Source organism: Bacillus sp. B15-48 (assembly GCF_016879755.1).
Classification (GTDB): Bacteria; Bacillota; Bacilli; order Bacillales; family Cytobacillaceae; genus Mesobacillus_B.
Genome location: NZ_WOFU01000007.1, coordinates 149,857 through 174,969, shown reverse-complemented (window position 1 = coordinate 174,969; position 25,113 = coordinate 149,857). Strand labels below are relative to the sequence as shown.

25 protein-coding genes are annotated in these 25,113 nt (G+C 38.4%); 23 read left to right on the top strand and 2 right to left on the bottom strand.

Features of this window, described 5'->3' with window-relative positions; genetic code table 11:
• The first annotated feature begins 78 nt into the window (after positions 1-78).
• The 5 genes from GNT69_RS20015 to rlmD all read left to right on the top strand — a co-directional run bounded on the left by GNT69_RS20015 (position 79) and on the right by rlmD (position 7,408).
• On the top strand, positions 79-1,017 hold the full coding sequence (locus tag GNT69_RS20015; protein ID WP_203556759.1) for a diacylglycerol kinase: 939 nt from the start codon (positions 79-81) through the stop codon (positions 1,015-1,017).
• 142 nt (positions 1,018-1,159) lie between these two features.
• Complete coding sequence (locus tag GNT69_RS20010) at positions 1,160-1,708, top strand: cysteine hydrolase family protein (protein WP_203556758.1); 549 nt, start codon at positions 1,160-1,162, stop codon at positions 1,706-1,708.
• Positions 1,709-1,747: 39 nt separating this feature from the next.
• On the top strand, positions 1,748-3,223 hold the full coding sequence (locus tag GNT69_RS20005; RefSeq protein WP_203556757.1) for a nicotinate phosphoribosyltransferase: 1,476 nt from the start codon (positions 1,748-1,750) through the stop codon (positions 3,221-3,223).
• 594 nt (positions 3,224-3,817) lie between these two features.
• On the top strand, positions 3,818-5,959 hold the full coding sequence (recQ, locus tag GNT69_RS20000) for a DNA helicase RecQ (protein ID WP_203556756.1): 2,142 nt from the start codon (positions 3,818-3,820) through the stop codon (positions 5,957-5,959).
• Between the two features lie 78 nt (positions 5,960-6,037).
• The gene (gene rlmD / locus GNT69_RS19995; RefSeq protein WP_203556755.1) at positions 6,038-7,408 is read left to right on the top strand and encodes a 23S rRNA (uracil(1939)-C(5))-methyltransferase RlmD; all 1,371 of its coding nucleotides are present in this window, start codon (positions 6,038-6,040) and stop codon (positions 7,406-7,408) included.
• Between the two features lie 83 nt (positions 7,409-7,491).
• On the opposite strand, the gene GNT69_RS19990 is transcribed toward rlmD, so the two are convergent.
• Positions 7,492-7,791, bottom strand: coding sequence for an HPr family phosphocarrier protein (locus tag GNT69_RS19990; RefSeq protein WP_481747693.1), 300 nt, complete (start codon positions 7,789-7,791; stop codon positions 7,492-7,494).
• A 460-nt stretch (positions 7,792-8,251) separates the two neighbouring features.
• Here GNT69_RS19990 and GNT69_RS19985 point away from each other — a divergent pair, with 460 nt between their 5' ends.
• From GNT69_RS19985 to GNT69_RS19965, 5 genes are read left to right on the top strand one after another with little or no spacing between them, the layout of a single operon-like run.
• Positions 8,252-8,581 (top strand): HMA2 domain-containing protein, encoded by a 330-nt coding sequence (locus GNT69_RS19985; protein WP_203556754.1) that lies wholly within the window; start codon positions 8,252-8,254, stop codon positions 8,579-8,581.
• Entirely contained in the window at positions 8,578-9,105 is a 528-nt protein-coding gene (locus tag GNT69_RS19980; protein ID WP_203556753.1) for an HMA2 domain-containing protein, read from the top strand. Before GNT69_RS19985 ends, GNT69_RS19980 begins: the two co-directional genes overlap by 4 nt.
• Complete coding sequence (locus GNT69_RS19975) at positions 9,106-11,238, top strand: heavy metal translocating P-type ATPase (RefSeq protein ID WP_239094361.1); 2,133 nt, start codon at positions 9,106-9,108, stop codon at positions 11,236-11,238. It begins immediately after the preceding gene.
• Positions 11,184-11,759 carry an HMA2 domain-containing protein gene (locus tag GNT69_RS19970; RefSeq protein WP_203556752.1) on the top strand — a complete coding sequence of 192 codons (576 nt, stop codon included), beginning with the start codon at positions 11,184-11,186 and terminating at the stop codon, positions 11,757-11,759. Before GNT69_RS19975 ends, GNT69_RS19970 begins: the two co-directional genes overlap by 55 nt.
• A 22-nt stretch (positions 11,760-11,781) precedes the next feature.
• Positions 11,782-12,024 carry a hypothetical protein gene (locus GNT69_RS19965; protein WP_239094360.1) on the top strand — a complete coding sequence of 81 codons (243 nt, stop codon included), beginning with the start codon at positions 11,782-11,784 and terminating at the stop codon, positions 12,022-12,024.
• A 481-nt stretch (positions 12,025-12,505) separates the two neighbouring features.
• Here GNT69_RS19965 and GNT69_RS19960 read toward each other — a convergent pair whose 3' ends face one another.
• Positions 12,506-12,919, bottom strand: coding sequence for an alpha/beta hydrolase family protein (locus tag GNT69_RS19960; protein ID WP_203556751.1), 414 nt, complete (start codon positions 12,917-12,919; stop codon positions 12,506-12,508).
• Between the two features lie 447 nt (positions 12,920-13,366).
• Between GNT69_RS19960 and GNT69_RS19955 the strand changes: the two genes are divergently transcribed.
• From GNT69_RS19955 to GNT69_RS19895, 13 genes are all read left to right on the top strand, one after another.
• A complete protein-coding gene (locus tag GNT69_RS19955) occupies positions 13,367-13,945 on the top strand; it encodes a sulfurtransferase TusA family protein (RefSeq protein WP_203556750.1) in 579 nt (192 codons plus the stop codon).
• Positions 13,946-13,972: 27 nt separating this feature from the next.
• Positions 13,973-14,368, top strand: coding sequence for a DsrE/DsrF/DrsH-like family protein (locus GNT69_RS19950; RefSeq protein WP_203556749.1), 396 nt, complete (start codon positions 13,973-13,975; stop codon positions 14,366-14,368).
• A gap of 54 nt (positions 14,369-14,422) precedes the next feature.
• Positions 14,423-15,535 (top strand): MBL fold metallo-hydrolase, encoded by a 1,113-nt coding sequence (locus GNT69_RS19945; RefSeq protein ID WP_203556807.1) that lies wholly within the window; start codon positions 14,423-14,425, stop codon positions 15,533-15,535.
• Positions 15,536-15,570: 35 nt separating this feature from the next.
• A complete protein-coding gene (locus GNT69_RS19940) occupies positions 15,571-15,798 on the top strand; it encodes a sulfurtransferase TusA family protein (RefSeq protein WP_203556748.1) in 228 nt (75 codons plus the stop codon).
• Positions 15,799-15,855: 57 nt separating this feature from the next.
• Positions 15,856-16,632, top strand: a complete 777-nt coding sequence (locus GNT69_RS19935; RefSeq protein ID WP_203556806.1) for a TSUP family transporter — start codon at positions 15,856-15,858, stop codon at positions 16,630-16,632.
• Positions 16,633-16,927: 295 nt separating this feature from the next.
• Positions 16,928-17,392, top strand: coding sequence for a Na-translocating system protein MpsC family protein (locus GNT69_RS19930; RefSeq protein ID WP_203556747.1), 465 nt, complete (start codon positions 16,928-16,930; stop codon positions 17,390-17,392).
• Positions 17,393-17,604: 212 nt separating this feature from the next.
• The gene (locus GNT69_RS19925; protein WP_203556746.1) at positions 17,605-18,477 is read left to right on the top strand and encodes a cytochrome b/b6 domain-containing protein; all 873 of its coding nucleotides are present in this window, start codon (positions 17,605-17,607) and stop codon (positions 18,475-18,477) included.
• Between the two features lie 50 nt (positions 18,478-18,527).
• Positions 18,528-19,202 (top strand): 4Fe-4S dicluster domain-containing protein, encoded by a 675-nt coding sequence (locus GNT69_RS19920; protein WP_203556745.1) that lies wholly within the window; start codon positions 18,528-18,530, stop codon positions 19,200-19,202.
• A 42-nt stretch (positions 19,203-19,244) separates the two neighbouring features.
• Positions 19,245-21,323, top strand: a complete 2,079-nt coding sequence (locus tag GNT69_RS19915; protein ID WP_203556744.1) for an aldehyde ferredoxin oxidoreductase N-terminal domain-containing protein — start codon at positions 19,245-19,247, stop codon at positions 21,321-21,323.
• Between the two features lie 31 nt (positions 21,324-21,354).
• Positions 21,355-21,723, top strand: coding sequence for a hypothetical protein (locus tag GNT69_RS19910; RefSeq protein ID WP_203556743.1), 369 nt, complete (start codon positions 21,355-21,357; stop codon positions 21,721-21,723).
• A 387-nt stretch (positions 21,724-22,110) separates the two neighbouring features.
• Complete coding sequence (gene proV, locus GNT69_RS19905) at positions 22,111-23,319, top strand: glycine betaine/L-proline ABC transporter ATP-binding protein ProV (protein ID WP_203556742.1); 1,209 nt, start codon at positions 22,111-22,113, stop codon at positions 23,317-23,319.
• Position 23,320: 1 nt separating this feature from the next.
• The gene (locus GNT69_RS19900) at positions 23,321-24,151 is read left to right on the top strand and encodes an ABC transporter permease (RefSeq protein ID WP_275411262.1); all 831 of its coding nucleotides are present in this window, start codon (positions 23,321-23,323) and stop codon (positions 24,149-24,151) included.
• A gap of 12 nt (positions 24,152-24,163) precedes the next feature.
• Complete coding sequence (locus GNT69_RS19895) at positions 24,164-25,087, top strand: glycine betaine ABC transporter substrate-binding protein (RefSeq protein WP_203556740.1); 924 nt, start codon at positions 24,164-24,166, stop codon at positions 25,085-25,087.
• Positions 25,088-25,113 lie beyond the last annotated feature (26 nt).

Below are 25,113 nucleotides of genomic sequence, written 5' to 3'. Positions count from 1 at the left end.
TCGCTTTTACGATATGATGAAGAGAGACGGAAAGAAGGAAAGAATAGAAAGACAAATCATTACTTTAGGATGATGGGTATGAAAAGGGCGAGAATTATTTATAATCCTACATCAGGGCGTGAAGTTTTTAAGAAGCATTTGCCGGATGTCTTAATGAAACTAGAGGGTGCCGGCTATGAGGCTTCCTGTCATGCAACAACTGGTGAGGGAGATGCGACGTATGCAGCGAAGATTGCAGTAGAAAGGCAATACGATCTTTTGATTGCTGCTGGCGGAGATGGGACAATTAGTGAAGTCGTTAATGGAATTGCTGCACAGGAATATCGTCCGAAAATTGGGATTATTCCAACAGGGACGACGAATGATTTTGCAAGGGCGCTTAGAATCCCACGTGATATCGAGGCGGCGGTTGATATTATTTTAGCTGGTGAAACAATTCCGGTCGATGTCGGACGAATGAATGAAAAATACTTTATAAATATTGCTGGCGGAGGCCAAATAACTGAACTAACGTATGATGTTCCTATCAAATTAAAAACGATGCTTGGTCAACTTGCATATTACTTAAAAGGAATTGAAATGTTGCCATCGTTTCGGCCAACAGAAGTGACGATTGAATATGATGGGAAGTTATATGAAGGCGATGTGATGCTGTTTCTCGTTGGATTAACGAATTCAGTAGGGGGATTCGAAAAGCTTGCTCCAAACGCTTCAATAAATGACGGTATGTTTTCATTGCTCATCTTAAAGAAAACAAACCTTGCTGACTTTATTCGAATTGCCACGTTAGCGATTCGGGGAGAACATATCCATGATCCGAAAGTGATCTATACGAAGGCAAATCGAATAAGAGTAATGTCGGAGGACAAAGTTCAGTTAAATCTCGATGGTGAATACGGCGGAGATTTACCTGCCGAGTTTGAAAATCTGTATCGCCATGTTGAAGTATATGTTCCGTTTGCTCAACTACGTGAAGAAGACCGACCAGATTATATTAATTCATCAAAGGGAGAATAATTAGCGATTAGCCGTTCCAAAATGGAACGGCTTTTCTAAATTTTGAGGTAGAAAATTTGCCTGTCTCTCTTGAAATATACATAATAAAGAGTAAGATAAGGAAAAATCGTAAAAATAGCAGGGAATTGGGAGTGGGGGAATCATGAAGAAAGCATTAATCAATATTGACTATACATTTGATTTTGTTGCCAATGATGGTGCGCTAACATGTGGAGAGCCCGGACAAAGAATTGAAGGGAAAATTGTCAGCTTAACTGAAGAGTTTCTCGCCAGAAAAGATTTTGTTGTTTTTGCAATTGATGTCCATAATGAAGGGGATGATTTTCATCCTGAAACGAGTCTTTATCCGCCGCATAATATCCGCGGTACAAAGGGGCGAAAATTATTCGGAAGTTTAGAAAAATTGTATAACAATTATTCGGACCGTAATTTCGTTTATTTTATGGATAAAACGCGATATTCCGCTTTTGCAGGAACAGATTTGGAGATAAAGCTTCGTGAGCGAGGAATTACCGAGGTCCATTTAGTTGGCGTTTGTACTGACATATGTGTCCTTCATACGGCAGTGGACGCGTATAATCGGGGGTTTCATATTGTCGTTTATCAGGATGCATGTGCATCCTTTAATCAGACTGGTCACGAATGGGCGCTTGAGCATTTTAAAAAGGTGATAGGTGCTACAGTCATCTAACGATGGGACTGATAGATATGTATTCGGAGGTATTTTGTAATGGCTTATAAATATAAAGATGATAGTTTTATGATTCATACAGATCTTTACCAAATAAATATGGTGGAGACATATTGGCGTGACGGAGTCCATAATCGTCGAGCGGTATTTGAATTGTTTTTTCGAAAATTGCCTTTTGGAAACGGCTATGCAGTTTTTGCGGGACTAGAACGAATCGTCGAAATTATGAAGAACCTCAAATTCACTGAAGGCGATATCGAGTATTTACGAACAGAAGGATATCAAGAGGATTTCCTTGAATATTTAACAAACCTTAGGTTTACAGGGAAAATTCGTTCTGTAAAAGAGGGAGAAATCGTGTTTGCTAGTGAACCGTTAATGATGGTTGATGCCCCTCTCGCTGAAGCACAACTGATTGAAACTGTGCTTTTGAATATTGTTAATTATCAAACGTTAATCGCCACGAAAGCATCAAGAATCAAACATGTCATTCCTAATGGTTCTGCATTGGAATTCGGCTCTCGCCGTGCGCAAGAGCTTGATGCAGCGATTTGGGGCGCTCGTGCCACATATATCGCTGGCTTTGATGCTACAAGTAATGTGAGAGCTGGGAAGTTATTTGGAATTCCTATATCTGGTACTCATGCGCATTCAATGGTTCAAGCTTATCGTGATGAGTATACTGCATTTCGTAAATATGCAGAAACACATAAGGACTGTGTCTTTTTAGTTGATACATATGATACGATTCGTTCGGGAATTCCGAATGCCATCCGTGTAGCAAAAGAGTTTGGCGATAAAATAAACTTTATAGGTGTCCGTTTAGATAGTGGAGACCTTGCCTACTTGTCTAAGGAAGCAAGAAGGATGTTAGATGAAGCTGGATTTCCAAATGCAAAGGTAGTGGCCTCAAGTGATCTTGATGAATATACGGTGATGAACTTGAAAGCTCAAGATGCCAAAATTGATGTTTGGGGAATCGGAACAAAATTAATCACTGCTTTTGACCAGCCAGCGCTTGGAGCTGTTTATAAGATTGTTTCAATTGAAGATGACCATGGAAAAATGAATGATACGATTAAAATCTCTTCAAATCCAGAAAAAGTGACAACTCCAGGATTGAAAAAAGTTTATCGAATTATTAATGAAACGAATGGTCGGTCAGAAGGCGACTATATTACTCTTGAAGAAGAAGATCCGCAAAAGGAGGAACGTTTAAAAATGTTCCATCCTATTCATACGTATATTAGTAAGTTTGTAACTAATTTCGAAGCGAGGGAGCTCCATCACGATATCTTTGTCGAGGGGCAGCTTGTATATGAGCTTCCAGAGTTGAATGAAGTTAGGGAGTACTCGAAAGATTCGCTAGATCTATTATGGGATGAGTACCAAAGATCGCTAAATCCGGAAGAATACCCTGTTGATTTGAGTGAAAAATGCTGGGAAAACAAGAGGCGAAATCTTGAGGAAGTGAGAAAGACCGTTAAAGCAATTGGAAACAACGAATCATATTAAAGAGAGAAGAAATTGATTCATAAGACATGAGGGAAAACAGACCTTTGTTATCACTAGTACTTGGATAATAATGATTTTTTTAAGAGATAATGCTAGTAATCGCCTTTTTATTGCAAGTAGTAGGAATATATTTTTAAAATAATACTGTTACATGTGGTCAAAACAACGGTTTTCCAAGTACTAAGATTATTTTCGTTAAATTAACCCTCTTATGACGAGTACTAGCATTATTTTTCAATGTTTATTGCTAGTACTCGCATTAAAAAACGGCAAAAATTCCATTTTATCCCATTACTCGGGATAAATCTGCATGTTTTCTGCAGTTTATCCTAGTACTCGGAATAAAGATTCGCAAGATTTAACGTGCTTAATGCTAGTACTAGGAATAAAAGCAACAAGAAGGCATAACGGATCTTAATGCCAACACTTAAAAGCGCGTAAACTAAAGCATATGTTATCAGACAGTAGGACTAGTGGTTTTTGCTCGATTCTTCTTTAAGAGGTTAGTAAACTCTTAAGGTTAAACATGTTAAAATAAAACGATACACTATTCCCCTCTCATACTCTTCAAATGAAGAAAGGAGCTACACATTTATGCTAGAAAAAGCCCTTGAACTCCTGCAAACTCACTTCGGTTATTCATCGTTTCGCACTGGTCAGGAACAAGCAATCTCATCTGTACTCAAAGGAAATAATACCGTCTGTGTTATGCCAACTGGTGGTGGAAAGTCGATTGTTTATCAAATACCAGCTCTGCTTTTACCAGGGACGACGATTGTGATTTCCCCTTTAATCTCACTTATGAAAGATCAAGTGGATACATTGATTCAATTAGGAATTAAGGCTGCCTATATTAATAGTTCGCTTAGTCCACAAGAGGCAGCAAAAACAATGGAAGAAGCAATTCATGGTAGGTACAAGCTTTTGTACGTTGCTCCCGAACGGCTTGATTCGTACGATTTTCAGGAAATGCTAAATCACATCGAAATTCCACTTATAGCTGTAGATGAAGCACATTGTATTTCGCAGTGGGGACATGATTTTCGCCCAAGTTATTTACAAATAGCCCGATTGGTCAATCAGCTTCCTCACCGTCCGATTGTGCTCGCATTGACAGCGACTGCGACACCAAACGTTAGAGAGGATATTTGTAAGTCCCTTCATATTAATGAAACAAATTCAATTCTTACTGGCTTTGAGCGGAAAAATTTATCCTTTTCTGTGATTAAAGGGCAGGACCGTCAAGACTTCTTAAAAGGCTATGTCAAAAACAATCACAAAGAGGCCGGGATTATTTATGCTGCAACGAGAAAGACCGTCGACCAGCTTTACGAGTGGCTGCATAAAGGTGGGGTTGATGCTGCCCGCTATCACGCCGGAATGAGTGATTCTGACAGAGCAAAGGAGCAAGAACGTTTTCTAATGGACCGAGCAGATGTAATGGTTGCAACTTCAGCATTTGGGATGGGCATTGATAAATCGAATATACGATACGTTGTCCATTTTCAAATGCCGAAAAATATGGAAAGTTATTACCAAGAAGCAGGTCGTGCCGGCAGGGATGGTCTGCCAAGTGAATGTGTCTTACTTTATTCTCCTCAAGATGTCCAAATTCAGCGGTTTTTAATTGATCAATCTGCTGAACAGGAGCGAGTGCCGCAGGAGTTGGAGAAGCTTCAGCAAATGGTTGACTATTGTCATACTGAAAATTGCCTTCAAGCACATATCATTGAATATTTTGGTGAGATTGAAGTGGCTCCATGCGGCCGTTGTGGGAATTGCACAGATACGCGCGCAACCATTAATATTACTAAGGAAGCACAAATGGTATTAAGCTGTATCATTCGAATGGGACAGAAATTTGGCAAGGCCCTCACTTCAGCTGTTTTAACCGGATCACGAAACAAAAAAGTGCTAGAGCTTGGTTTTAATCAACTTTCAACGTACGGAATTATGAAAGATCATAGTGCGAAGCAAGTGACCGAATTGATTGATTATTTAATCTCTGCGAACTTAATTGGCGTTGAACATGGTTCCTACCCGACCATTTATGTCGCCCAAGCTGGAAAAGATGTTTTAACTGGAAAGCAACAAGTGTTTCGTAAAGAAGCCGTTCAAATTAAACAAGTTTCCAATGAAGATCCATTATTTGAGGAGCTACGCCACCTGAGAAAGTCAGTTGCTGAAACGGAAAATGTTGCTCCCTTTATGATCTTTTCTGATGCTAGTTTAAAGGACATGTGTGCGCGGCTGCCACAATCAGTCGAGGAATTTTTAAAGGTTAGTGGAGTTGGCCAGCATAAGCTTGAAAAATATGGGGAACAGTTTATTGAAGCCATCGTTACATTTTGTAAAACTCATCCGGACAGGGAAAGAATCGTTACATCAGAAGCTGCACCAACTAAACGAAAGAAAAAAGGGGTAAATGATTCTCACTTGGAAACATATGAGCTGCATCAAAAGCGGTTATCGGTTACAGAAATTGCGGCTAAGCGTGATCTAGCTGTTAGTACAATTGAGAATCACTTGCTTCAATGCCTTCAAAACGGAATGGAGCTAGATTCCTCCTTGCTTCTCCCGGAGCAGCTTCTCCCTGATTTAGAAAAGGCGGTTTCAGAGGCTGGACGTGACCGGTTAAAACCAATTAAAGAATTGCTGCCTGATGAAGTGAGTTATTTTATGATTAAAGTGTTTCTATATCGGATGAGAAAACAAGAAACGGCAATAGATAATTAAAGGTGGATGTGGTTTCGCAATCCGACTTTCATTATGATAAAATCTGGCTAGTGAATTCTTTGTAAAGGAAGATTTATTTTGAGTAAAACAGTGCCGATAAAAAAGAACGAGTGTATAGAGATTGAGTTTGAAGACTTAACCCATGATGGAGCAGGTGTGGCAAAACTAGATGGCTATCCAATTTTTGTCCAGGGTGCTTTGCCCGGCGAAAAGGCGGAAATTAAAATAGTGAAAGTGAACAAAGGCTACGGTGTTGCCCGCTTAATGCAGCTTTTAGAGCGGAGTCATTTTCGGGTGGATATTGCAAAAGAGGATCGTCATAAATACGGTGGCTGTCAACTTCAACATCTTAATTATGAAGGTCAGCTGAAGTTTAAGGAAAACCAAGTACGACAGGTGTTAACGAGAATTGGAAAGCTTAATGATATTATCGTACATCCAGTGCTTGGCATGGAGCATCCGTGGGAGTATCGTAATAAAGCCCAAGTTCCTGTAGGAGAAAAAGATGGAAAGCTGATTTCAGGATTTTTTAAGCCACGGACCCATGAGATCGTTAACACAAACGAAAGCGTAATTCAGCTTCCTGAGGTTAATGATGCGATTCAGACGGTGAAAGAAATTTGCAGTGAGTTAGGAGTTAAAGCTTATAACGAAGAAACACACAAAGGTGATCTTCGCCACATTATGGCTCGTTATGGAAAACAAACAGGCGAGTTAATGGTAGTTATTATTACGAGAACGAAAGATTTTCCTCAGAAAAATAAACTGATTGAGGAAATCGTTGCACATTTACCAAAAATAAAATCGATTGTTCATAATATCAACTCGAAGCGGACGAATGTCATTTTAGGGGAACAAACGAAGGTGCTTTGGGGCAATGAGTTCATCTACGACTATATTGGTGACGTGAAATTTGCGATTTCAGCCTTGAGCTTTTATCAAGTAAACCCTGCTCAAACAAAGGTGCTTTATGATAAAACATTGGAGTATGCTGGGCTAACTGGAGATGAAACCGTCATTGATGCGTATTGTGGAATTGGAACGATATCGTTGTTTCTTGCGCAAAAAGCGAGAAAAGTATATGGTGTCGAAATTGTCCCGGAAGCAATTGAAGATGCCAAGCGGAATGCACAGTTAAATCGAATAACGAATGTTGAATTCGCCGTTGGTAAAGCAGAGACCGTTATTCCAAAATGGGATGAAGAAGGGGTCAACGCCGACGTCCTTGTTGTCGACCCACCCCGTAAAGGCTGTGATGAAGCTTTGCTTGAAACAATCATCACGATGAAGCCAAAAAAGGTCGTCTACGTCAGCTGTAACCCAGCCACCCTTGCAAGAGATCTCCGTATCTTAGAAGACGGAGGCTATCAAACACTCGAAGTCCAGCCAGTCGACATGTTCCCGCAAACGACGCACGTGGAGTGTGTCTCACTAATAGTTAGGAAGTAAAGTAACAAGTCCCACAATAGATTCAAAAATACAAAAAAATGGAAAGGAGAACGAACTCCTTTCCATTTTAATTAAGCTACAGACTAAATTAGTTCTACATGAATTCCAAAGTCTTTAAAAGCATTTTTCATTACTTCTTTTGCTTCTTCTTCGTCATCTCCATGAATCTCCAATTTGTAATGAGTTTGATCAGACATTAAGGATACACTTAGTCCAAGAAAACTTTTCACATCAATTGTTTTGTTTTCTGCGTGCAACACAATACTAGATTTAAATTTGCTTGCAGTATTTGCAATAGAAGACATTTCTTTTACATTAACTGAACCACCTTGCATTGCACTAGCTAATTTCATTGCATCTGACGCTCGTTTATTAAAATCCATTTTAAAACCACCTCTATAAAAGTTAAATATAAACTATTTAAGTTAATTATACTATTATTATCTATTTGTACTAATAAAATGCAAAGTGAATAAATTTTATCAAATTTACATATTAATGTTATTTTACCTTTATTCCTACGGAGATTTCAATCGGCGTGATAGTAATACTTTTTATTTAAACAATCAGAATGACTAACACAATAAAGAAGCCATTTTTTAAACATGCTTTTTTTAGTTTTGTGGACCATTTGTTTAATAATACACTAAAAGTGTGAATATGTTATTGGAGGCCAGTGAAGAAATGAGTATAAAAGATGAGGGATGGACTTTGACCCCGTTCATACTAAAGGCAACAATTTTTCTCTTTACATTAAAGTTCCACAATTGTAAAATTGTAGTAATTTGTAAATTATTTGTAAATTAAAATAAGTTAAATAGGGTCATATAAAAGGAGTTTGATATGCTGACAAAAGTAAAGCAAGTCATTTTTCTTAAGCGAATTGAAAAAATGTTATCCCGTTATCAAATAAAGGTGATGCATTATATTCCTGGCAGAATTCGATTAGCTTGTCCGTATTGGGCAGGAGACTCGAAAATCGTGAAAGAGTTGCTGCCGATCCTCAATGAAGAGGATCGAATTCAATCAGTAAAACACACATCAGAAACGGGTACGGTCTTAGTCGAATTTGATAACTCCTCTCTAGTTAGCGAAGAGCAAATTGAGACATGGATTCAGATTGTTCAACGAGTACATAATGACAGGATTACGAGAGAAGTGACTAGAAAATGATACAGACCTTAATTGGCTTAGGAGCGTCTTTTTTTGCTCCGACGATAATGAAAAAATTGAAAGACCAAAAAGTTCAAGTACTACATGCAATGCCAGGTCGCGTAAGATTACAAAGTAACCATTGGAAAGAAAATCTAATCGCAACGGCATTAGAAGAAAAGTTCTCAGCTCTTCCTATCGTAAAAAATGTTGCCGCATCAGGTATTACCGGGAGTCTATTATTAGAATTTAATGCTCAACACCTGACACCTGAACAATTTAACGAAATTGTGCAATTAGCTGTAAATACGTCGATTGAAAATTATCCAAACATTGATTCTAAAATGATGAAAACAATGAAAAACGGGGTAAACTCTGTTGATCAAGTCATAAAAAAACAATCTGGTGGTATTGCTGATATAGATTCGATCCTTATTATTTGGTTATTATTTAAAGGCGCTACCGGTTTTACAAAAAATCCAGCATTTGCTAGTAGTTTGCTTTATTGGGCATACACGATGATTAAAAAGGAGGGGGGAAGATAGTTGTATAAGGCTCGTATTTTACATTGCATACCTGGAAGAACTCGACTTCAGTTAAAATGCAATAATCACGCAGGGATGATAGAAGCGCTTTACCGTTCTATACTAGGCGTTTATTCAGCTCTCTATACAAAAGAAACGCAGTCTGTTTTAATTCACCATGATCCCTCCATTTCGGCTGAGCAGTTGGCCCATGTCGTTTACCCGAAAGAAATGTCCAAACAAGAGAGAGAAACGAATTTTAAACAAGAACTTACGATGAGTATCGCAGCAATGTTCATTGATTTCGTTTTTCCAGCAAAAGGCTTGCTTGGTTTTAAACAGCTTTTACGCCCAGGTGCAATTGCCGCATTAATAGCCTCTCGGGGCATGATTGTAAATGGAACAAAAGGACTTATCCAAACGAAAAAGCCGAACGCAGACACTTTAAGTACAACCGCCATTTTTGCCTCGATACTTAAAGGTAGTCCCCGATCGGCCTTGGTCATTTTATTTATGTCTACTTTAAGTGAAATTATTACTGAAATTACAGCAAATAAAACAAGAAATTATGTTAGAGATATGATGAAACTTGATGTTTCCTATGTGTGGAGGGTAGACAGTAACGGAGAAGAGAAGAAAGTTTCTATTAAAGAAGTTCAAAAAGGGGATTACATCGCTGTATTTGAAGGGGATAAGATATCGGTTGATGGCACGGTTGTAAGAGGTTGGGCAAATGTAGATGAATCCTGTATGACAGGAGAATACATGCCTAAAGATGTTTCGTTCAATCAAAAAGTGTATGCAGGAACGATTGTGAAATCAGGGAATTTATGCATAAAGGTTGAAAATGTCGGAGATCAAACAGCCGTTTCACGAATTGTTTCCCTCATTGAAGGAACACAAGAGAAAAAAGCGCCAATTCAATCATATGCTGACCAATTATCGGAACGACTTGTACCTTTATCATTTTTACTAGCAGGTTTCATATATATAGTGACAAAACGATGGGACCGTGTATTAAACATGCTGGTCATTGATTTTGTATGCGGGATAAAACTATCAACAGCCACAGCAATATCGGCTTCCATTGGCAAGGCTGCGAGAGGCGGAGCCCTTATTAAAGGCGGTGAATATTTAGAGAAACTATCAAAAATTGATACTGCTATTCTAGATAAAACAGGAACGATTACGATTGGAAAACCGGTTGTAAAGCAAGTTATTCCTTTTAATGGCTTTACTGAAAGAGAAATTTTGAAATATGTAGCTTCAGCAGAAGAGCATTCTTCTCATCCAATAGCAGAAGCAATTGTTAAATTAGCTAAGGAATGGAGGCTTGAACTTCCAGAGCATGATCACGACCATATGGAACAAATTGTAGGGCATGGTGTAAAGGCCAAAGTAGCTGACAGAACAGTGCTGATTGGGAATAAGAAGTTGTTATTAGATGAAAAAGTGCAAGCAAGAGGCTTGAAGTTCATTGATAAGTTAGCGGTAAAGGGTAATACGGTATATGTTGCGCTAGATGGCAAAGTTGCTGGTGTTATCGTGCTAGAGGATACGATAAGAGATGGAATGAAGAGAACAATCAATCAACTTCGACACGAGGGAATAGATGAAGTTGTCATGATTACTGGGGATAAGGAAGATGTCGCAAAAGATGTATATCAACAGTTGCACTTAGATGCTTATCATGCCGAAGTCCTTCCTCAACATAAATTAGAGTATGTACAGAGTTATAAAGCATTAGGAAATACCGTCATGATGGTGGGTGACGGTATCAATGATGCACCAGCTCTAACATATGCAGATGTAGGTGTAACAATGGGGGGCAAACGTACAGATATTGCAGTCGAAGTGAGTGATGTCGTCATAACCTCAGACAATCCAATTATCATTACAGATGTGATCAAACTATCGAAAAGCACAATGAACACAGTAAAACAAAATTTTATCATTACGATTGCAGTGAATAGTGCAGCTATTATTTTAGGAGCATTTGGAACGATCGCCCCAATTATAAGTGCGGCTATTCATAATGCTGCTACAATTGGTGTCGTGTTAAATAGTATGAAAATACTCTTTAAAGAGGAGCGAATAAAATGGAACAATCCGTCGCCACCGTTGTCCACGACATACCTGGTCGACTCCGCTTAATTATACCTGCATTAAATGAGAAAAAAGACTTTGACCAAATTAAGCAGATGTTTTCTTCTATTAAAGGTATTCATGATGTGCGGATTGAACCAATCATTCAGTCAATGGTCATTTCATATAATCATGAAAAGATTGGGAAAAATATAATTGTACGTTTTGTTAACCTATTTTTTAAACATTCAAAATTAAATACATTGGATTATATAATGTTCAATTTTAAACCAAAACTTCGAAAAGATTTTTTTAGATCGATTCTAACAGGGTTTATCCTATTGCTTGCCTATCTTAATAAAACATCGGGGAAAGTACCAGGGATTTTAGATTATGCCGCTGTCATTTCAACAGCTTACACCGTTCTTTCACATGGGGAAAATAAACTAGGTCATCCGGATGTGATAACTGGGATTGTCAGTATGCTTTCAATCGGATCTAGTAATATTCTACATGTTGCCTTAGTGACATGGGGAGTTAATGTAATCGAACTTTTAAATGATGCCAGTAAAAGCAAAATGCTAGCTTAAAAAATGAATGGAGGAATTATATATGATTATGAATAAAGATTTCTTAATGGGGTTTGTATCAGGAACTGTAGTTGGAGCAGTAGGGTATCGCATTTATGAACAAAATCAAGGGCAATTATCCCAGTTGATTCAAAATAACCCAATGGCAACTACTTTGCAATCACTACAACCAGCACCAAGACAGGAACTAGCACTAGAAGATTTAATCGCTCAGAAAGAACGATTAGAAGATTTAATTGCGGAGAAGAAAATTAGTAATAGTTAATAAAAAAAAGCCTATCAAGCAAGACTTATTTCTATTCCAGTTTCGTTTAATTTGCCCCGTTACCAAGGGTTTTAATAAGTGCAGTGGAGTTTATAGTTTATACTAAATCTACAACAAAAACCAGTCCCCACAATGGGAACTGGTTTAATTTCATATAGAAGCGTATTACGAAGTCCCTGAAGTCATTATCATATTTAGATTATGAGCTGCGCGCAATTCTATCCTTTTTCTTAAAACTTAGGGTGATTGGGAGTTTAATGATTATGCATAGAAAAAATCATTCACCAACTTTAGCAACTCCCAATGCTAGATGTTCCCAAAGCACCTCTTCTACTTTCTCCACAAGTTTACTAGGGCACTCGACCACTAAAACAACTTCTGACTTTTTCTATAGTTGCCTCAACCCAAGGGTAATTAAAGGTTATCCTTTTACTCACTCGGTAATTTATTCATTGCAATTTCAATAGTCGAAATGTTGTTTTTATAACTTCCTTTTCAGAAACTCAATCACCTCCTTAAAAGCATCGTTAACGATTGGAATTTCCATATTTTGATCAAAAGAGTGTTTTCCACCTGGGATGGTTATAAGTTTATTATAAACGCCATTTGAATCCAATTTTCTCTTCATCTCCACGGATTCCTCATAAGGTACATCTTCATCATCATCGCCATGTAAAAGTAAGGTTGCTGGGTATTCTGATGTTACATTCTTAATCGGGCAGAACTTATGAAGTTTCGGAGCGTCCATAATCGATTGAAATTCGGTTGCATATTGCAGCCAATTCCCTTGCTGACGACAATATAAATAAATTGCATAGCGTTTCTCGATTGGTGCCTCGGAGATTACTGTCTTTTGTATTAACATTTGTGCGAGTTCTTCAGGTACTTTTGTCATCCGATTAAAATTTTCACTTGGTTTCCGATACCATTCACCTAAAATATGAAGTTTTTAGGGGTGATCGTTTATGCCAAATAAACCATCACTTGTATCATCCGAATTAGACCCCTGTGCATTCAGGTGGCAATCCAACTCGATTAACGGTGGCCCCGTTTTCTGATAAAACTTTTGATGTATTGCACAACAAGTGTTTTTTCATTCTAATGGTGTATTGAAACTAGTCCTATTTCATTTTGATTTTAGTGTTAATACGTTGACGATATACCTATTAGGGTATATTATAAACTTGTAAGAAGATAACACAGAAAAAACAAACATGAAAGGTTAAAAAAGAAAGTGCTCTTATGTTGACACCCTTTTTATTTTCGGTTAATGTTATACCCATAGCGGTAATAGTATTAAAATACAAACCAAAAAATACCCCGTGTGGTAGGGAGGATTGAGATGGATACATTAAAAACAGATTTTATTTTAAATGCAAAAGGCTTAGCATGCCCGATGCCAATCGTCAAAACAAAAAAGGCGATGGATCAATTGAATGCTGGTGAGGTGATTGAAGTTCAAGCTACTGATAAAGGATCAAAGGCTGATATTAAAGCTTGGGCTGAAAGTACGGGCCATCAATATTTAGGAACGATTGAAAATGAAAATGTTCTTAAACATTATTTAAGAAAGGCAACGAATGATGAAATAAAAACAGAGAAAAAGCATCCTGTTGTAGCAACCAATGAAGAACTTCAGGCAAAGCTTGATGCCAATGAATCCATCGTTGTCCTTGATGTACGAGAGGAAGCAGAATATGCATTTAATCATATACCGAATGCCATTTGTATTCCTTTAGGGAAATTAGAAGAGCAATTTAATGAATTAGATAAACAAGCAGAGATTTTCGTCGTATGTCGCACTGGAAGTCGCAGCGATTTTGCTGCTCAGAAGTTAGCTGAAAATGGATTCAAAAATGTAACAAATGTGGTACCAGGAATGAGTGACTGGAATGGAAAAACGACAACTTTTCATAAATAAAAATTTTCGAAAAATGGAGGAATGAACATGAGTAAAAAGGTAGCAATTATTGCAAGTAATGGTGGATTATTCGATGCATATAAGGTGTTTAATATTGCAACTGCAGCGGCAGCAACTGATCAAGAGGTAGTGATTTTCTTTACTTTTGAAGGTTTAAATTTGATTCATAAAGAAGCAAACAAGCAGCTTTCAATGCCAGAAGGGAAAGAGCATTATGCCGAAGGGTTTGCAAAAGCGAATGTTCCAGCCATTCCAGATATGGTTACAATGGCTCAAGATCTAGGTGTGAAATTAATTGGCTGTCAAATGACGATGGATGTGATGGGTCTGGATAAGGAAGTATTTGTTGATGGAATAGAAGTAGGCGGCGCCGTCACATTCTTGGAGTTTGCCAAAGATGCAGCAGTAACACTCACATTTTAAATTTTTTTTAATCTAAATTATACCTATGGGGGTAATGAAGTGACTCTAAAAGCGATGAATTCAAAACAGGTAACGAAAAAGGTTATTAATAACGAAAAGTTATTTATTTTAGACGTACGTAATCAAAATGATTTCCAAGATTGGAAAATTGAAGGAAAGAACTTTCAATATTTAAATATTCCATATTTTGAATTATTGGATGGCGTAGATGAGATTCTCGATAAAATTCCGACTGATCAAGAGGTTTTGGTCGTATGTGCAAAAGAAGGATCGTCCGTGATGGTGGCAGAGATGCTTGTTGAAGCCGGCCGAACTGTAGCGTATTTTGAAGGCGGAATGAAAGCATGGAGTGAATATCTCGAGCCAGTTAAAGTAGGAGATTTAAAGAATGGTGGAGAGTTATATCAGTTCGTCCGAATTGGAAAAGGCTGTCTCTCATACATGGTTCTTTCAAACGGAGAGGCTGCGGTTATTGATGCAACGCGGATGACGGATGTTTTTCTTGATTTCGCAACTAGTAAAAATGTGAACATCAGACATGTATTTGATACACACTTACATGCTGACCATATTTCTGGAGGTCGAAAAATTGCCGAAATGACAGGTGCCACATATTGGCTTCCTCCAAAGGATGCAATGGAAGTTACCTTTAAATATCATCCGTTAGAAGGCGGCATTAATGTAACGATTGGAGAAACAGAAATGAATATTCACTCTTTGTACTCTCCAGGACATACGATTGGTTCGACTTCTTTTGTAGTAGATGAGAAATTTTTACTTTCAGGCGATATCTTGTTTATTGATTCGATTGGAAGACCGGATTTAGCTGGATTGGCACAAGATTGGGTTGGCGACCTAAGAGAAACACTTTATCAACGTTACCGAGAATTATCAGAAGACCTAATTGTTTTACCAGCTCACTTTATGATTATTGAGGAATTGAATGAGGACGGAAGTGTTTCCGAGAAGCTAGGTAACTTATTTGCTCATAACCATGGCTTAAACATCGAAGACGAAAATGAATTCAGAAAACTCGTGACAGAAAACTTACCGCCGCAGCCAAATGCGTATCAAGAAATTCGTGAAACAAATATGGGGAAAATAGCACCAGATGTTGAAAAGCAACGTGAAATGGAAATTGGTCCAAACCGCTGTGCGGTACGTTAAGTCATTTTTCATTTAATAGAATAGGAGGTATTTAGATGGAAGCTACTAAAGTATTGGATGCAAAAGGACTTGCATGTCCGATGCCAATTGTACGTACAAAAAAGGCAATCGATGGATTGCATACAGGACAAATTTTAGAAGTACACGCTACAGATAAGGGGGCGAAAAGTGATCTTGTCGCCTGGACAAAATCAGGTGGACACGAACTTTTAAAACATGAAGTTGAGGGTGATGTTTTAAAGTTTTGGATAAAAAAAGCATGATTTTATAGAGGAACCATCTCGGTTCCTTTTTTTAAAGGAGGGGAGGTTACTATGGCGGTGGAGTTTGGATTTATCCTTACAATTTTTCTGATTGGATTTATCGGATCCTTTATCTCGGGTATGCTTGGAATAGGCGGTTCAATTATTAAATATCCAATGCTGCTATATATTCCACCAGCACTTGGGTTTGCGGCGTTTACTGCCCATGAAGTTTCAGGAATAAGTGCCGTGCAAGTCTTTTTTGCGACAATTGGCGGGGTGTGGGCCTACCGAAAAGGCGGCTATTTAAATAAATCATTAATTGCTTATATGGGGATAAGTATTTTAATTGGAAGCTTTATCGGTGGATACGGCTCAAAAATGATGTCAGAAGGTGGAATTAACTTTATATATGGAATATTAGCGTTAATTGCGGCGGTGATGATGTTTATTCCTAAGAAAGGAATTGATGAGATTCCGCTTGAGCAAGTTACGTTTAATAAATGGCTTGCTGCCTCGCTTTCTCTAGTTGTCGGTGTAGGAGCAGGAATTGTCGGTGCTGCTGGCGCCTTTTTACTCGTCCCAATTATGTTGGTTGTTTTAAAGATCCCGACAAGGATGACAATTGCCTCTTCTTTAGCGATTACGTTAATATCCTCAATTGGAGCAACGGTAGGGAAAATCACAACTGGTCAAGTAGATTATTTCCCGGCAGGAATTATGGTTATAGCAAGCTTAATTGCCTCTCCCTTTGGAGCAATAGTTGGCAAAAAAATAAATACGAAGGTTTTACAAGTGATTTTAGCAGTACTGATTCTTGCTACAGCAATGAACATTTGGATTGATATTCTTTAATCAGATTAGGCTTAAGCAGCCTATTTTTTTTGAGGAATTATTTGATTACAGTTATCAAATATTCGAACCGGGTTCATAAAAATTTAACAAAATGTAAAAAAATTAGCTTGAAATGAACGGATTCGGTAATTTTCTTTCAGTAAGAGTGATTAATATTGCTGAACAAAAGCCTTCTTCATATTAGGATGAAAATATATAGAAAAGAATGAACATAAAGAAAACTAGCCGATCGGCGAGCTTAGAAATGTCAAAGCAGTATTTTGGAAGGGCTACCAATAGTGGTAGGAGGGGGAAAATGACATATACAGTTTATCCTCAAGAAAAAGGAGAATTGGCGTCTGAAAATTACCTGCATGACAAGAAAGTTAGAAATTGTAAGTTATCATACGAACAAAGAAGACATCTACAGCATGAGTTTAAGATCTATTTAGAAAAGTATTTTAAAGGCATTATCGGAAAAGGTGCCGATAGTACGAAAGTGATTATATGGAATGATATGGTCATTATCCGTGGCCAAGGCTTTTTAACAAGCCCTGAAAAACATATTGCGAAGACGCCAAAAGGAAGTAAGTTAATTAAAGAATCACGCCAGCTGCTTTCCAAACAATTTGCGGTGGAAAATGTCACTTATTTCGAAGAGCAGTTAGGGTCACGTTGTATTCATCAAACATATGACATTGATTCTAATAAAGATCTTTGGATTCACATCATGATTTTTGATCAATTATTAATAGAAGTAAATAAATCGATAGATTGGTAGTTAAAGGAGACACCTATAGGTAGCTCTAATAAAAACCAATGGTTTAGTGAATGGCAACTTTTCTGTCATTCTATTAAATCATTGGTTTTTTATTGTTTAGATAGAGTTAAGTTTTAACGTATGAATGTAAACGCAATCGGTGTGTGTTAGGGGGAGATAGTAGGGGAAGGCAATCGAGAGTAGCAGAAAATAGAAAGAAAGAGGTGGGGAAAGTGGGAAAGAGACTACAAATTGCATTCGCAATACTCGCTGTTTTAGCAGCCTTTACATACTGGGCCTATGATGCGGCTAAATTATATGTTTTGCGTCCGGGCCTGTCAGGAACAGAGACGTATCAATTATTATTTGATACGTCAGTGGTGGCACTCCCAGTCGCTGCTTTAATTGGTGTGTTTTTAGGAACACTGAATCATTACCAACGAAAAGATGAATTCAAGGATGGAAAAGTTGAACGACATGATGAAGTCATGTTTTTACAACATTGGACGAATGCGCTTGGGATTGTGATTTTAATTATTACTGGATTAGTACTAGGAACATTATTTATCCCAAGAACCGTTCAGTCGGTCGAAATGATTGGATTTGCCATGAATATGCATTTTATCGGAGTTCTATTTTTCCTTTTTGGTGCCAGTTATTATGTTACAAAAGGATTGTTTACAGGAGAAATCAAACATATGATGCCTAAAAAAGGCGACCTTAAGGCGATGATTGGCCACTATAAAGTGATGTTTTTTAAAGGTAAGGCCCCTAAAGAAGAGAAATTTTTGGCTGCCGAACGTGTTGTTTTTCCAATGTGGATTATCGGCATAGGTGGAATAACACTTACAGGAATTGTAAAAACATTCGCGCATTTATGGTCTTTACCAGGAGGTTTAATGGGAGTGATGACCTTTTTCCACGGTGTTTTTGCCATCTACATGACGTTAATGTTACTTGCTCATGTATTTGCAGCAGCAATTATTCCTCCTTCTTGGCCACTATTGCGTTCAATGATTACAGGAAAAGTTACTGAAAAATATGTTAAGCATCATCATGAAAAATGGTACGAAGAAATTCAAAAACAAAAGGATTCAGCAAGTTAATATCCTGTCAAAGTGAAATAGATACAACAAGATATGGAAGGAGTGGAGAAATGAGTAACAAGGAATTCTCCCGTAGAGACTTTATTAAATATGGTAGTTCGACCCTTGCAGCTTTAGGGATTGGAACATTAGTTGGAGGATGGTTTGATCTCGGTGACGGTGTTGTTGCCTTTGCAGCTTCCGAAGGTTACATCGTCGTCGATACAAAAAAATGTGCTGGATGTATGACGTGTATGATGGCTTGTTCACTTGCTCATGAAGGCAGGTCAAACCCATCTTTATCACGTATTCAAATTACCCAGGATAACTTTGCCCACTATCCGAATGATATCGCAATGAACATGTGTCGACAATGTCCAAGTGCTCCTTGTGTAGAAGTCTGCCCAACCTTGGCCAACCATCCTGATCCTAAAAATGCGAATGTTCGGCTTATTGATGAAGAAAAGTGTATCGGTTGCCAAAAATGTATTGAAGCATGTCCGTATACTCCTAGTCGGATTATATGGAATTTTGAGGATAGACATGCACAGAAATGTGATCTTTGTGTAAATACACCTTACTGGAATGAGGAAGGTGGTCCAAGTGGTAAGCAAGCATGTGTGTCCTCTTGTCCTATGCAAGCAATTAAATTTACAAGCGAAATCCCAATCCAAAACGGCAGTTCTGGTTATGACGTGAATCTCCGTACAAAAGAGTGGGGCCGCTTAGGAATTGTTTCTGAATAAAGGAGGAAATAAACTAAACAACATAATGGAGGGAACAAAAGGATGAATGGCTATACAGGCAAAATCTTAAGGATCAATTTAACGACAAAAGAAACTTCTATTATAGATACGAAGAAATATGAGCAATGGGGAGGAGGACATGGGATTGGGTCTGCCCTTTTCTGGGATTTATGTGAGGATAAAACAGTTGATGGGTTAGATCCGAAAAATGTTGTCACCATCATGACTTCACCTCTCGTCGGAACGATCGCCCCTGCTGCTGCTGGAAGAACAGAAGTACAGGGAATAGGTGTGCAAGCCCACCCTAAGGGATGGTTCACACGATCTAATTTTGGCGGACAATTTGCAGCAATGCTAAAATTCGCAGGATGGGACGGCATAGTGATTGAGGGAAAAGCTGATAAGCCCGTTTGGATCGATATTCGAAATAATAACATTGAGATTAAAGATGCAAATGGTTTATGGGGAAAGGATACTTGGGAAACACAAGAATTAATTCAAGGTGAAGTTGAAAAGAATTTTAATCAATGGCATGAAGTAGGGACATCTAGAGACACAGGCAGAACAACACAAAAACCAGCAGTACTTGCAAACGGACCAGCCGGTGAAAATCTAGTCACCTATGCTTCCTTAGTGCATGGTTCTGGAAATGGCGCTGGACAAGGAGGATTTGGTGCTATATGGGGCTCGAAAAACCTAAAGGCAATTAGTGTATTAGGGACCGGAAGTGTAGAAGTGGCCGATCCAAGTGTATTATTAGAAGCGCGTATCGCCTTACAAAAAAGAAGATACGATGTCGATAAGCCATTGAGAAAAAGCACTCATGAAGATCCAACCGAAATTGCACCATGGGGAATGCCGTATGCATTGACAAACTTATCGTATCGTTCTCCTGGCTTTGCAGGTCCCGGCGCTTTCTTTTTACAATCAAATGAAAAATCGAGACCTAAAGGCTGTGTAGGTTGCTTTGTTAACTGTAGAAGAAATAGCGAGTCTGGCCGAACGAATGAATCAACCTGTGTTGATATTGCTTTTGCTGGAGCTAATCCAGAGGCACAGCATGCGGCAACAGAATCGATGCAAAGGCTAGGGATTAATAATTTCGTTTTAAGTGTTGGTTTTCCTTGGCTGAAAAACCTTTATAAGATGGGTGTATTAGGGCCAGGAAAAGAAATCCATACAAATTTACCGTTCGATCGTCAAGATAGTCCAGACTTCTATAATGCTTTAATGAAAGCGATTGCTAATCGCGAGGATATCGGAGCTGACTTAGCAGAAGGATTGTATCAAGCTGCAGAAAAATGGGGCCGGTTAGAAGATATTGAAACTGGATTGCTTCGGATTACGTTCTGGGGTTATCCAGAACATTATGATCCACGAATCGAAGTGGAATGGAGTTATGCGTCAATATTGGGCGACCGGGATTTCAATGACCATGCATTGAACTGGTACATTCATTGGATTCCGTTTATTGGCATGCTCCTTGGGGAGGAACCGCTCATGTCAGCTGAACAGGTTGTAAATCTGGCAGCAGAAGCGTTAGTCCCTTATAAAGATCCGATGCTATTGGATTATAGTGAAGAGAATATTTATTCAGAGAATAAAGTGAAAATGATTTCATGGATAAAAGGTTATAACTTATTCTGGAAGAATTCACTTGGATACTGTGATTGGGCATGGCCAGATTTAATTAACCTTAACCAAGAAGATTATAAAGGGTTTACTCCTGATGCTGAACCATTATTCTATAATGCAGTGACTGGACAGAACATCACCTTTGAAGACGGAATGAAAATCGGGTCAAAAATATGGAACTTGGACCGAGCGATTTATATATTGCAAGGTAGACATAGGGATATGGAAGTTTTATCAGGTTATGTGTATAAAGTACCGAATGAATCACCGTATAAAGCGACAATGTTCATCGATGGTGAGTGGTCGTATGATGATGGAATCGGTCGAGTGTTAGATGAAGAAAAATATGAGGAATGGAAAACGAAGTATTATTCGTTTGAAGGTTGGGATCCAAAGACAGGGTGGCCAAAACGCAGTACGCTAGAAGAGTTAGGTTTAGGCTATGTTGCGGATGAACTAGAAAAACAAGGAAAGCTAGGTAATTAAGATGGGGAGATTCTCAGAAATATCTACACAAATGGCAACTAAACTTTTATCTGAAATTGATTTTACTCATCATCTACAAGGGGTAAAATATCATGCAATGTCAGGTGGAACCCCAGTTTATATTACAGGGCTAGTTGAAGCGAAAGATTTTTTGCATTTTAGTTCAGTTGAAAGTTTAACGACTCTTGGTGGAGGAGGAACGATACATTACTTAGATTTTACTAAATTGAGAACTTGGGTTGAAAATATGTATGAAGATCAAGAATTATCGGATGCAATTGCCGAAGAAATAGAAAAAGGAAGTTGCTATGCTGATACAATTGGCCCAATTAAGCAGCTATTAGAAGAGCGAATCAAACAATGTCAATCACTTGTTCAAAATCAAAAAGTAGGACAATAAGAACCGGTTGATAATTTCACAAAAAAAGTAAGCTCTCAGGCTTGCTTTTTTTTATTTCAACTAGAAGGAAAGGCATCTTCTCTTCTACTCATGAAAGTTTTATGTAAAAACAAATAAGATATATCTGTAAAATTATAGGTTTAAATGTTAATAAACTATGACGATTCATACTTATACTTATCGAAAAATGGCGGATTTTGGAGGTTGATAGATGATTCTTGAGAACGTTCTAGTTATACTCTTCAAGTTAGGGTTTAGATGGTTATTTTCCAGAATACGGTCATTTTTCCAATTTGTGAAACAATTTTTTTATCGCTAGACTTAAAAAGAGTGAGCAATTGAACGTTATTTTTATATAACTTTCTACTGAAAAATGGAGGTGAACATATGAGTCGGGCAAAAATAGAAGTCCGTAATGTGACAAAAATATTCGGTAAATCACCACAGCAAGGATTAAAAATGCTGAATGAAGGCATGACGAAAAAACATATTTTGGAAAAAACGGGGATGACTATAGGAGTTAGTAAGGCCAGTTTTGAAGTTATGCCTGGAGAAATATTTGTCATTATGGGTCTTTCAGGCAGTGGGAAATCTACCTTAGTTCGCATGTTTAATCGGTTAACCGATCCAACGGATGGCCAGGTTTTAATAGATGGCCAAGATATCGTTAAAATGAAGCCTGAGCAATTGAGAGAAGTCCGCCGAACAAAGTTGAGTATGGTTTTTCAGCGATTTGCTCTTTTTCCACATCGTACGGTACTTAATAATACGGAATATGGTTTGGAGATAAAAGGTACTGAAAAACATTTGCGTAAAGAAAAAGCGATGGAAGCTTTAGAACTTGTCGGTTTAAAAGGGTATGAGAATAGTTATCCAAGTGAGTTAAGTGGAGGAATGCAACAGCGAGTTGGCTTAGCACGAGCTCTTGCGAACGACCCAGATATTTTATTAATGGATGAAGCATTTAGCGCTCTTGACCCGTTGATTCGTAAAGATATGCAAAATGAATTATTAGAGCTTCAGGAAAAAATGGAAAAAACGATCATCTTTATTACGCATGATCTCGATGAAGCATTACGACTCGGCGACCGTATTGCCTTAATGAAAGATGGATCAATTGTCCAAGTAGGTACGGCTGAGGAAATTTTAATGAATCCAGCGAATGATTATGTGGAACGTTTTGTCGAAGATGTTGATTTGTCTAAAGTCTTGACCGCATCACATGTTATGAAGCGACCAGAGAAAATATTGTTTGATCGTGGTCCGAGAGTTGCGCTGCAAATCATGAAGGATGCAGGAATTTCTAGTGTGTACATAGTTGATAAAAAACAAAAACTTATTGGCGCTGTAACGGCCCAAGATGCATCTGAAGCCGTAAAAAATGGCAAGACGCTTGGAGAAGTAATGATTCGTGAAATCCCTACTGTATCCCCAGATACATTGATAGCTGATTTGCTGGAACAGGTAGCTACGACTTCAATACCGCTGACGGTTATTGATGAAAATCATCGCCTGTTAGGAATCATTGTTCGCGGTGCTGTTCTTGCAGCTCTAGCGGGAAATGAAATTCAACTTAACGGAAGCGAGGAAAAATGAAATGATATCGAAAATACCTCTAGCTGACTGGGTTGATACGTTTGTCGATTTTCTAACAGACAAATTGGAGCCGTTATTTGATTTGATTTCTGAAGCAATTGGCAACTTTGTTGATTTTATTGTCTTCATTTTAGCCTCTATTCCACCGATTTTATTTATTATTATCTTTGCAGGACTTGCTTTATGGTTAAGTCGATGGACGACGGCTTTATTTACTGGAGTTGGGCTTTGGTTAATCAATAATTTAGGCTATTGGGAAGGGATGATTGACACACTAGCACTCGTGCTAACCTCAGTTGTTATTTCGATTGTGATTGGGGTGCCAATTGGGGTGTGGATGTCATTAAGTGACCGTGCTAGAAAAGTGATTACACCGATTCTCGATTTTATGCAGACGATGCCGGCCTTTGTATACTTAATCCCTGCGATACTCTTCTTTGGAATTGGGATGGTTCCCGGCGTTATCGCCTCTGTTATCTTTGCGATGCCGCCAACGATTCGACTAACAAATCTAGGGATTCGCCAAGTACCTGAAGATTTAGTGGAAGCGGCGAACGCTTTTGGTTCAAGCACTACACAAAGGTTGTTTAAAGTACAGCTACCATTAGCGACCCCAACGATTATGGCAGGAATTAACCAAAGTGTCATGCTTTCCTTATCTATGGTCGTTATATCGTCATTAGTTGGTGCGCCTGGGCTTGGGGCGGATGTGTATCGCGCCGTAGCTCAAGTTAAAGTTGGAATTGGGTTTGAGGCTGGTCTCGCAATCGTTATTTTAGCCATTGTGTTAGATCGACTTTCTCAAAATATAGGAAAACCAAAACAAAAATAGGGAGGAATTTTTATGTTTAAGAAAAGGGTAGTACTTTCAATTGTATTGCTTCTCGCCTTGCTGTTAGCAGCATGTGGAAATTCAGAGCAAAGTTCAGGGGATGCAAATGAGGAAGGAACGGATACAGATACTAACAGCACAGAATCAATTGGTGAACAAGTAGATTATAAGATTATCGGAATTGAACCAGGAGCGGGGATTATGCAAGCGACACAAACTGCTCTAGTAGAATATGAAAATTTAGCAGATTGGAACCTAGTAGAGTCATCTTCAGCTGCCATGGCTTCAGAGCTTCGAAAGGCATATGACAGGGAAGAACCAATCATTGTGACTGGCTGGACACCTCACTGGAAGTTTGCCAAGTATGATTTGAAATATCTTGAAGATTCAAAAGGAATTTATGGTGAAGAAGAAACAATTGAAACATTTGTACGTCCAGGGTTGAAGGATGATCAGCCAAGTGCCTACACAGTGTTAGACCAATTTTTCTGGACTCCAGATGATATGGCTACTGTCATGGTTGAGATTCAAGAAGGAACCGATCCGGCAGAGGCTGCTGCTAAATGGGTTGAAGAAAATAGCGACAAAGTTGCTGAATGGGTAGAAGGCGCCGAAGAAGTGGATGGTGACGAAATTTCACTCGCATATGTTGCTTGGGATTCTGAGATTGCTAGTACAAATGTAGTTGGTATTGCATTAGAAAGTATTGGTTATGATGTGAAATTAGTTCAACTTGAAGCGGGTCCGATGTTTGCATCAGTAGCAAGAGGGAATGCGGATGCAACGGTCGCTGCTTGGCTGCCATTAACACATGCAGATTATGAAGCTGAATACGGTGAGGACATGGAAAATCTCGGAGTAAATCTAGAAGGTGCAAAAACAGGCCTTGTCGTACCAAGCTATATGGATATCGATTCAATTGATGATCTTAAATAAAAATTAAATCTAAAAAAAAGAGTACC

Bases quoted from the DNA above. Each gene is read 5' to 3' on its own strand.
- GNT69_RS20015 (WP_203556759.1), top strand. From the start codon at position 79: ATGAAAAGGGCGAGAATTATTTATAATCCTACATCAGGGCGTGAAGTT.
- GNT69_RS20010 (WP_203556758.1), top strand. From the start codon at position 1,160: ATGAAGAAAGCATTAATCAATATTGACTATACATTTGATTTTGTTGCC.
- GNT69_RS20005 (WP_203556757.1), top strand. From the start codon at position 1,748: ATGGCTTATAAATATAAAGATGATAGTTTTATGATTCATACAGATCTT.
- recQ (WP_203556756.1), top strand. From the start codon at position 3,818: ATGCTAGAAAAAGCCCTTGAACTCCTGCAAACTCACTTCGGTTATTCA.
- GNT69_RS19990 (WP_481747693.1), bottom strand. From the start codon at position 7,791: ATGGATTTTAATAAACGAGCGTCAGATGCAATGAAATTAGCTAGTGCA.
- GNT69_RS19985 (WP_203556754.1), top strand. From the start codon at position 8,252: ATGCTGACAAAAGTAAAGCAAGTCATTTTTCTTAAGCGAATTGAAAAA.
- GNT69_RS19980 (WP_203556753.1), top strand. From the start codon at position 8,578: ATGATACAGACCTTAATTGGCTTAGGAGCGTCTTTTTTTGCTCCGACG.
- GNT69_RS19970 (WP_203556752.1), top strand. From the start codon at position 11,184: ATGGAACAATCCGTCGCCACCGTTGTCCACGACATACCTGGTCGACTC.
- GNT69_RS19965 (WP_239094360.1), top strand. From the start codon at position 11,782: ATGATTATGAATAAAGATTTCTTAATGGGGTTTGTATCAGGAACTGTA.
- GNT69_RS19960 (WP_203556751.1), bottom strand. From the start codon at position 12,919: ATGACAAAAGTACCTGAAGAACTCGCACAAATGTTAATACAAAAGACA.
- GNT69_RS19955 (WP_203556750.1), top strand. From the start codon at position 13,367: ATGGATACATTAAAAACAGATTTTATTTTAAATGCAAAAGGCTTAGCA.
- GNT69_RS19950 (WP_203556749.1), top strand. From the start codon at position 13,973: ATGAGTAAAAAGGTAGCAATTATTGCAAGTAATGGTGGATTATTCGAT.
- GNT69_RS19945 (WP_203556807.1), top strand. From the start codon at position 14,423: ATGAATTCAAAACAGGTAACGAAAAAGGTTATTAATAACGAAAAGTTA.
- GNT69_RS19940 (WP_203556748.1), top strand. From the start codon at position 15,571: ATGGAAGCTACTAAAGTATTGGATGCAAAAGGACTTGCATGTCCGATG.
- GNT69_RS19930 (WP_203556747.1), top strand. From the start codon at position 16,928: ATGACATATACAGTTTATCCTCAAGAAAAAGGAGAATTGGCGTCTGAA.
- GNT69_RS19920 (WP_203556745.1), top strand. From the start codon at position 18,528: ATGAGTAACAAGGAATTCTCCCGTAGAGACTTTATTAAATATGGTAGT.
- GNT69_RS19915 (WP_203556744.1), top strand. From the start codon at position 19,245: ATGAATGGCTATACAGGCAAAATCTTAAGGATCAATTTAACGACAAAA.
- GNT69_RS19910 (WP_203556743.1), top strand. From the start codon at position 21,355: ATGGCAACTAAACTTTTATCTGAAATTGATTTTACTCATCATCTACAA.
- proV (WP_203556742.1), top strand. From the start codon at position 22,111: ATGAGTCGGGCAAAAATAGAAGTCCGTAATGTGACAAAAATATTCGGT.
- GNT69_RS19900 (WP_275411262.1), top strand. From the start codon at position 23,321: ATGATATCGAAAATACCTCTAGCTGACTGGGTTGATACGTTTGTCGAT.
- GNT69_RS19895 (WP_203556740.1), top strand. From the start codon at position 24,164: ATGTTTAAGAAAAGGGTAGTACTTTCAATTGTATTGCTTCTCGCCTTG.